General features: G+C 44.2%; 7 protein-coding genes, 4 tRNA genes and 1 rRNA gene. All 12 read left to right on the top strand.

The window, feature by feature from the left end; translation table 11 throughout:
* Positions 1-26 precede the first annotated feature (26 nt).
* Positions 27-141 (top strand): 5S ribosomal RNA (rrf, locus tag A3766_RS04180).
* A 218-nt stretch (positions 142-359) separates the two neighbouring features.
* Entirely contained in the window at positions 360-1442 is a 1083-nt protein-coding gene (locus A3766_RS04175) for a hypothetical protein (RefSeq protein ID WP_068514096.1), read from the top strand.
* A gap of 10 nt (positions 1443-1452) precedes the next feature.
* Positions 1453-1992: a DUF6160 family protein gene (locus A3766_RS04170; protein ID WP_068514093.1), complete on the top strand. Its 540-nt coding sequence runs from the start codon at positions 1453-1455 to the stop codon at positions 1990-1992.
* Between the two features lie 9 nt (positions 1993-2001).
* Positions 2002-4509: a DUF6160 family protein gene (locus A3766_RS04165; protein WP_156491798.1), complete on the top strand. Its 2508-nt coding sequence runs from the start codon at positions 2002-2004 to the stop codon at positions 4507-4509.
* Positions 4510-4607: 98 nt separating this feature from the next.
* On the top strand, positions 4608-5561 hold the full coding sequence (gene birA, locus A3766_RS04160; protein WP_068514087.1) for a bifunctional biotin--[acetyl-CoA-carboxylase] ligase/biotin operon repressor BirA: 954 nt from the start codon (positions 4608-4610) through the stop codon (positions 5559-5561).
* The gene (locus A3766_RS04155) at positions 5561-6304 is read left to right on the top strand and encodes a type III pantothenate kinase (RefSeq protein WP_068514084.1); all 744 of its coding nucleotides are present in this window, start codon (positions 5561-5563) and stop codon (positions 6302-6304) included. The genes birA and A3766_RS04155 overlap by 1 nt, the downstream gene beginning before the upstream one ends.
* Positions 6304-6948, top strand: a complete 645-nt coding sequence (locus A3766_RS04150; protein ID WP_068514082.1) for a hypothetical protein — start codon at positions 6304-6306, stop codon at positions 6946-6948. Before A3766_RS04155 ends, A3766_RS04150 begins: the two co-directional genes overlap by 1 nt.
* Before the next feature lie 39 nt (positions 6949-6987).
* Positions 6988-7063: transfer RNA gene (locus A3766_RS04145), tRNA-Thr, on the top strand.
* Positions 7064-7102: 39 nt separating this feature from the next.
* Positions 7103-7186, top strand: a tRNA-Tyr gene (locus tag A3766_RS04140).
* Between the two features lie 10 nt (positions 7187-7196).
* Positions 7197-7271 (top strand) — tRNA-Gly (locus A3766_RS04135).
* Positions 7272-7286: 15 nt separating this feature from the next.
* Positions 7287-7362, top strand: a tRNA-Thr gene (locus A3766_RS04130).
* 113 nt (positions 7363-7475) lie between these two features.
* Positions 7476-7857 (top strand): GTP-binding protein (locus A3766_RS04125; protein WP_197479306.1); only part of this gene is annotated, 382 nt, incomplete at its 3' end.

Raw genomic sequence — 7857 nt, 5'->3', positions numbered from 1 at the left:
ATCAAGTATCAGCAACCGAAGTTTTGCCTGACGACCATAGAGCTTTGGAACCACCTGATCCCATCCCGAACTCAGAAGTGAAACGAAGCATCGCCGATGGTAGTGTGGGAGGTCCCATGTGAGAGTAGGTCATCGTCAGGCTTCTATTAGAAACCCCAGTAGGTCATCCTACTGGGGTTTTTTATTGCCTGGAAGAAAGTATTGTAAGTAACTCACTTTCGTTTTAATTATGTGAGCAGGTTCTTATCTTGTTGTTTGATTTGTGAACGACTGTAAAGTTTTGACTCGCAAGACATGATTTAATTAATTATTGGGTATACTTCCCTAACTTCTAATAAATCAGGACGCTGATTTCAACTATGAATGCATCTACAAACAACAAAATTGCTTTGTTATTTCTATCGCTAATGATGGCTAGTAGTACGAAGATATATGCAGAAATGCAGTCGCTATCTGACAGTGATTTATCTGAGGTCGATGGCCAAGGCATCGGTTTAGTGATGGATGACTTTATTTTCAGTCACGGCCATAATCCAAGCGAAGGCAAGGTATTCAGGATTAGTGGTGTAACTAACAGTGCTGGAGAAGACGTTGTAATCAACGTTAATCAAATGTATATCGCGCGTGCAGGTAGTAATTATGGGGAGACTCTAGAGGGTGTAAATCTAGGTAGGCTAACTAACCCATACGAAATTGATTTATTAAATGGTGATGACCCTGATATTGGCTTACCCGGAGAGGCGGTACTTGAATTTGCGGCACCTAGGAAGGTTTTAGATACTGCTCAAGGTTATGACTGTTTGACTGGTGCTGCAGGTGGGGAGTGTTCTAGTAGACCTTCATCTGCTGAATGGGTAAATGGGGAGAGGCCAGATCTTGGCTTAGAACTTGAAATTAATGATGGTGCTCTTGCAAGCAATTTAAACATCAATGTTGAAAGTGCCGTGTTTGACGGGTCTTACTTGCGCTTGTGGGGCGATGACGGGGAAGAGCGTATGGCAGCAGAGTTTCGTCTTAACTTTTATTCTCCCTCCATTGAGGTAAGTACTTGTGAGCAAATTAATCAAGGTTGCTCATCTAGCATTAAAATGTCCAACTTCCAAATGGAGTTGGCTTTAGGTCACACGTTCCAGCCCTTATACATCGGGGTAGATGGATCTAGCAATCTACCAACAAGCGGTGGGCTTACTCTTCAAATAGCGAAAATTACACATCCATATATGGATAAGATTAATGTTGTTGATGGTTCATACGATTTAGCTGACCCGGATGCTGTCGCAGCGCATGACTTTTTTCACGATTATTATACGAATGGTGAGTATCGTAGCAATATCATTGTCGGTGATTTAGACATTGGTGGTACAAGTTTAGGCGAGCAGCGAATTGAAGGGATATTGGTCCAGTATATGGATGTTAAATTTCGGGACTTGGATCCTAACTAGAGGCTTATTTATGTTGTTTCGGGTACTAATTTTTATGCTTACTGCCGGGCTCGCTAATGCAGAGATGTCAAGTATTGATGACTCAGATCTATCAGAGGTGACAGGGCAAAGTGGTGTTTATTTAACAGGTGAAGTTTCAATCAACGAAGAGGGTGGGGCGTTCAATGACTCTGACAGCCATGGTTACTTTGGAGATTGTTCAAATAGTCAAAAAGTATGTGGGGCGCGCTTAGCTTTTAAGACTCAGAATGATGGAGGCTGGTTTGCGATTGATAATATTCAAGGCTCAGTCTCTTTTGAAGGTCTTACGTTTAGACTGAGAGATATTGCAGATGGTTTTGGTGGTGACGGTCTGCTATTTAATCGGGATGTGATCGAAATTGGCTTGCCTAAGAGTATACGCATGAACGACTTCCAGTATACGCTCGCGACTGCAAACCAAGACCGTCCAAGTAATAGTTCAGACTATCAGCAGGTCGACTTAATGACTGTCGAGATGAGTGGTGATCTCACTTTGCAGGGTAACCTGTTGGTTTTTCCAACGCCTTAGGAATTACGGATGATAAATAGACTATCAATAACATTAATGCTTTTTATTCTCCCACAAATAAGCGCTGCGGAGCTAAAAGCACTTGGTGATGAGTTTTTGTCGGGTGTAAGTGGGCAGTCGGGAATCACTGTTGACCTAGAATCGAAGTTTTCAGTGGGTGAGATAGCCTATTTTGATGATGGTTTGGGTATAGCGTTGCAGGGTGTCAAGATGAGTTCTGCTGCAGATCCTGGGCAGTTGGCAGAGCACCGATTAGAGTTTGATATTCTTGATAACGGCGATATAAAGTTTGCCTTTTCTTCTGGAAATGTCGCAAGGTTCGAAATAGAGGAAATTCGTTTTGTTGATGCGCCGGGCCTGCCTTCACTTGTAACAGATCCGAGTATAGGGGGCTTCTTTATTGACTACGAGATTGATGGCTCTATCTTGGTGCACAACAGAGGTAATACAAGACACGGTGCTAACAATGTTTTGGGTGGGTTGTATGATATTGATTTTACCGTCGAAAATGGGCGCTTAGGATATCGCACTAATGGCAATGAGTTTTTCTTGGATGGTTTAAGTTTGGATGTCGAATCTTTGGGTACGGTGTTTGGGGTGACCGAGGCAGGACAGCTTAACTTATCAATGCCTAACCTAAAGGCAGAGCTAAGTGTAGATGCCATTAGGTATAGTAATAACGCGTTAAATCACGGGGTAACTAATGATGTTACGTCGGGCGCGCCTTTAGCAAGTTACGGTAGCTTGTGGATTAATATGGATGTTAATTCTGATTTGTTAATTGCCGCGGGCGGCGCTGATGGTCTTACAGGAATGACGATCAATTCATCGAACCAGTTTAATCGCTTGGATGTAGCGTGGGGTGATGATACTGACTGGGCAGATACAGGTTACTGGGTAGGTGCTTTGGGTATTACCGGGTCAACAGATTTGGTCAACATGACGCTAGATATTTTGGATGATGAGGATTCAGGTGACGCTTATCATGGTGTGGGCTTGGCTTTAGCCTTTGAACAGTTAGCGATAGATCTGCATGTTCAGGATTTTGTTTTGGGTGAAACTAAAACAAATATTGATCAATATGTCGCGGGTAACCCTGTTCAATTAAAGTCACTAGGTTCTTTCGATATTGCTTTGACCTACGCCGACTCCGTTTGGGGTGGTGTTAGTCGAACCAACAAAATCTTGGTTCAAGCTGGCGGTAATACAGAGGCTGGCAATCAAGGTTTACGTCTTGATACTCAATTAAGTATCGCTGGTGACACAAATCAATCTAACTTTGTATACACCGATGATGGTTATTCTTTGATGTTGAGTTCTCTTTCTGCTTATGTTGATGGAGATATCACTATCGATATTACTGCAGACTTGCCAAATGATGACGTGTTTTTTGATGGTCTAAGGCTTGGTTTTGAAGATCTTGCTTTTGGCTATCAAATTGAGGGAGTGCGGGTTGCTGAGAGTACCGGGGATAAAGAGGATTTAAAGAATGAGAAGCTTGGGTCTGCACAGGGAGTGCAGGGGCTTCCTGGTTTGTTAGGTTCACCTTCTTTGGAAGGAACGCTTAATGGCCATATTACACTTGGGGCTGGTGGGCGAGAAGGCAGCGAAGGAATTACAGTAAATTCCGATATATCAATTAGTGATGGCATTATGGGTTCCTATTTAGAGGCTGACGGGACTGGGAATGGAATCTGGTTAAGTGGGCTGAATTATGATGTGCACTTGCGTGACATGATGTTAGATGTCACAAGTGACGGATTAAAGATTTATGAAGGTGAAAGTTGGAGTCGGTTGGATGTTACAGACTTTAAAATAGGTGAACGCACTGCTGACGCTAGCTTTGGCGGGCTTGTAGTAGAGAGTTATCATGCTGGTTCTGAGACCTTGATATCAACTGGTGGTGCTGGAGATGTTTGTATTGGTGGTGTCGGAGCTAGCCAGGGTGATTGTATTGCTGATAACGGGCGCTGGGAAAATCGTGGGGACCAGGGCTTAACAATAACATCTAAACGGCACTTTAAGTCGAAGATTGATTCTGAAGGAAAGAGAAATCGCTTAACTTGGCATGTCGGGCGCGATGGCGAGGGTACTGGTTCGCCCGATAAGGGAACGGGTCTAAAGTTAATATTTGATAATTATACGACCAATGACGGGAACAATTTGTCTGACGATTTTGGGATTCAGACAGAATACAACATGGATATTGCTCGCGCTCCGGTTATTAAGAAGTCGACAGGCTTCGATAGTAATAATATCTACGGTGAAGAGGGTTGGGAAAAGGTTATGTTGCCTGATGGCTCCTATGAGTACAAGGCTCCTTCAGATATGACTGCTGCAGATATTGCAAATAGACCGGTAGGTGTTGCGATGAGAACAAATACGCAGTTCAAAGAGCTTGATTTTGAAAGAGTTAATCTCAGCCACTCTGTCGGTGGTGAGTCAACGCTGCTATACGGAATGAAGCTACAGAACTTTAATATCACAACTGATATTACTGCTACGCCAATAGATTAAAGCTGGCGCTTACATTTTCTTGCCTTAATAAGGATGGCATTGCGATAATGCTTTCGAAGTCGCTATAATCGCGGCTTCATTTCTTTTTGGTTTCCCTTATGGAACTCCGTTCTATTTTAAATCTCTTGTCGGATGGTGAATTCCATTCAGGGTCGGACCTTGGTCGTACTTTGGGTGTAAGCCGAACTGCAGTGTGGAAAGCGTTAGGTCAATTGGAGGAGTTGCGTTTACCCTTGGAGTCAGTAAAAGGGCGCGGCTATCGCTTGTTGCGACCGCTTGATCTATTGTGTGGTAAATCTATTCAGTCGTATATGGCAGCTCAAGCTGTCGAAAATATCTCTATTGAGGTACTTTTAAGTACCGATTCAACAAATACTCACTTATTGGAAAAGCAACTCGAAGGAAATTTATACGAGAGTTGCTTGGCAGAATATCAGACGGCCGGAAAAGGTCGTCGTGGCCGAAAATGGGTTAGTCCTTTTGCGAGAAATATTTATCTTAGTATTGCTTTTAATCTTGATGGTGGGGCAGAAGCTCTATCTGGGCTAAGTTTGGTGGTTGGTTTGTCTGTTGTGAAGACGCTAGCATCACTTGGTGTTAGTGGCGTTGAGTTAAAGTGGCCGAATGATGTTTGGTTAAGTGGAAGAAAGTTAGCAGGTATTTTGGTTGAGTTGCATGGAGAGGCGACAACGAGTTGGCGGGTTGTGGTTGGTCTGGGTTTGAATGTTGATATGAAGCCTGAGGATGCGGAAGTGATTGAGCAGGCTTGGTCAGCTTTGTCCGAAGTATCGGATATTGGTCGGAATGAGCTAGCTGGCAACTTATTGAGTGGTTTGTATTGTGACTTAGAGCGTTTTAAGTTGGGTGGCTTTAAGGGTTTTTTGTCGGATTGGAACAAATTTGATGCTTTAGCGGGTAAAGTGGTTGAAATCAACAGTGGTGCAATAGTTGGTATTGCGCGAGGAGTTGACTTGTCTGGCGCGCTCTTATTAGAGGTTGATGGAGCACTATCTGCGGTTAACGCAGGTGAGGTGTCGGTGAGGTTAGGCTGATGCTTCTATTAGATTGCGGCAACACACGGATCAAGTGGTGTTTAGCTGAAAATAATAAAATCATAAGGTCGGGAGAGGAGTTGTTGTCGGCGCTTGATCCTGCTTTGCTGGCAGCAGAGTTGGGTGGCATGTCATTTAATAGGGTGCTGGTAGCATCTGTTAGGGTGTCTGAAGTACTAGATAGTCTGCTTGACGCGCTCCAGCGTATGGTGGATGTTAAGATTTATGCGATTTCTCATGATGATATGAGCGGGCAGCAATTTGCTTACGATGAGGTGAAAAGGTTGGGGGTTGATCGCTGCCTGGTAATATCAGCCGTGCGCGATCTGTATCAAGGCGCTTGTATGGTAATCGATAGCGGTAGTGCCTTGACGGCCGACTTGATTGACGGAGATGGACGGCATATTGGTGGCTATATTTTTCCAGGTTGCAAAATGTTGCAGGATTCGCTTGTGGCGGGGACATCGAAAATTGTATTAGATGATGATGTGCAGTGTGGATTATCTCCAGGCAGGAATACTGAGCAGTGTGTTGTTAATGGTGTTCATATTATGGTGAGTCAAACTATAAGCTACTTAGAGTCACAGTGTCAGGGCTATGGTATTAACAAGGTAATACTTACGGGTGGTGATGCGAAATATATCGCCGGATTTATCGTGGGGGCTTACGAATTGAGGCCTGTATTGGTCTTTGAGGGGATGGCTGGGCTGTTCGGATCTAGGCTTGAGGGGGAGCTAAACTAATGAAGTGGGTGTTTATAGCGTTATTGGTTGTGAATGTAGGTCTGGTTGCTTTTCAGTGGGTGAAGCATCGAGAGCAGGGTGTGAGTCCAGAATTTCAGGAAAATAAGGCAGTAAAACGTATAGTGTTGTTGTCGGATATTTCATCGTCGGGTGGCGATAAACAGGCAATAGCGAGGCGTTGTGAGTTGCTGGGGCCTTTTGATAATAGGGCTGAGTTGGAATTGGAAAAAAAGAGAGTGCTTCTGGGGACTGGTGAGGTTCAGATTGTAGGTCAAACTCTTGATAAGGCGCCCTCTTATTGGGTGTATATCGCGAAGAAAGATGTTGTTGAAGATCTAGAGCAAAGATTGCTTGAGATTAAGGTCGACACGTATAAGATTTCTTCAGGAGAATTAAGTGGGGCTTATTCTTTAGGGGTGTTTGAAAATATAGATTTGGCGCGCGGGTTAGCAAAAAAAGTAAAGAAAAGTGGTATGGCGCCAAGCATTTTCGAGAAAAAGAAGTCTGAAACGAGTTTTTGGTTGGAGTACGGGCTTGATTATGCTGCTGAAAACCAAGAGAAAATAGACGAAATTGCTGCATTGTTATCAACAGGTGCAAAGAAGAGAGAAATTTTTTGCAAAAGTGTTGCATCTGAAAAATAGTTCACTTAGTATAGCGGCCTCTCGAAATGAGGGTGTGCAGCTGGTGTAGCTCAGTCGGTAGAGCAACGCACTTGTAATGCGTAGGTCGGGGGTTCGATTCCGTCCACCAGCTCCATTTTGTTTTGAGTTCTTTAGAGTCTTTACGATTCTAGCTGGAGGGGTTCCCGAGTGGCCAAAGGGATCAGACTGTAAATCTGACGCGTAAGCTTCGGTGGTTCGAATCCACCCCCCTCCACCAGTTTTATGTGGCGGGCATCGTATAATGGCTATTACCTCAGCCTTCCAAGCTGATGATGCGGGTTCGATTCCCGCTGCCCGCTCCAAGTAATAAATTCGTTGCTCATATAGCTCAGTCGGTAGAGCGCCACCTTGGTAAGGTGGAGGTCACCGGTTCAATTCCGGTTATGAGCTCCATGAGTGTTATTGCTTGGTTTTATTGAATTTAAGTTGTGTGTGGTCAATGCTGGTTCTAGCTGGCCGAGACGCAGTGTCCGCAATCGAGCTATATTTTTTGAGGAGATGTTCGGATGGCAAAAGAAAAATTTGAACGTAATAAACCACACGTCAACGTAGGTACTATTGGTCACGTTGATCACGGTAAAACAACTTTGACTGCAGCGTTAACGCGTGTATGTGCAGAAGTATTCGGTGGTGAGAAGGTTGACTTCGCAAACATCGATAACGCACCAGAAGAAAGAGAACGTGGTATCACTATCGCGACGTCTCACGTTGAGTATGATTCAACTGATCGTCACTACGCTCACGTTGACTGCCCAGGGCACGCCGATTATGTTAAAAACATGATCACAGGTGCTGCTCAGATGGATGGTGCTATCTTGGTTTGTGGTGCGACTGATGGTCCTATGCCTCAGACTCGTGAGCACATCCTTTTGTCTCGTCAGGTAGGTG

The sequence above is a fragment of the Oleiphilus sp. HI0132 genome (assembly GCF_001635845.1).
Note: the sequence above shows the minus strand (reverse complement) of the source record. Positions and strands in the feature narration are given on the sequence as shown.

Excerpts from the sequence above, each read along its gene's own strand:
- A3766_RS04175 (WP_068514096.1), top strand. The coding sequence starts at position 360 with ATGAATGCATCTACAAACAACAAAATTGCTTTGTTATTTCTATCGCTA.
- A3766_RS04170 (WP_068514093.1), top strand. The coding sequence starts at position 1,453 with ATGTTGTTTCGGGTACTAATTTTTATGCTTACTGCCGGGCTCGCTAAT.
- A3766_RS04165 (WP_156491798.1), top strand. The coding sequence starts at position 2,002 with ATGATAAATAGACTATCAATAACATTAATGCTTTTTATTCTCCCACAA.
- birA (WP_068514087.1), top strand. The coding sequence starts at position 4,608 with ATGGAACTCCGTTCTATTTTAAATCTCTTGTCGGATGGTGAATTCCAT.
- A3766_RS04155 (WP_068514084.1), top strand. The coding sequence starts at position 5,561 with ATGCTTCTATTAGATTGCGGCAACACACGGATCAAGTGGTGTTTAGCT.
- A3766_RS04150 (WP_068514082.1), top strand. The coding sequence starts at position 6,304 with ATGAAGTGGGTGTTTATAGCGTTATTGGTTGTGAATGTAGGTCTGGTT.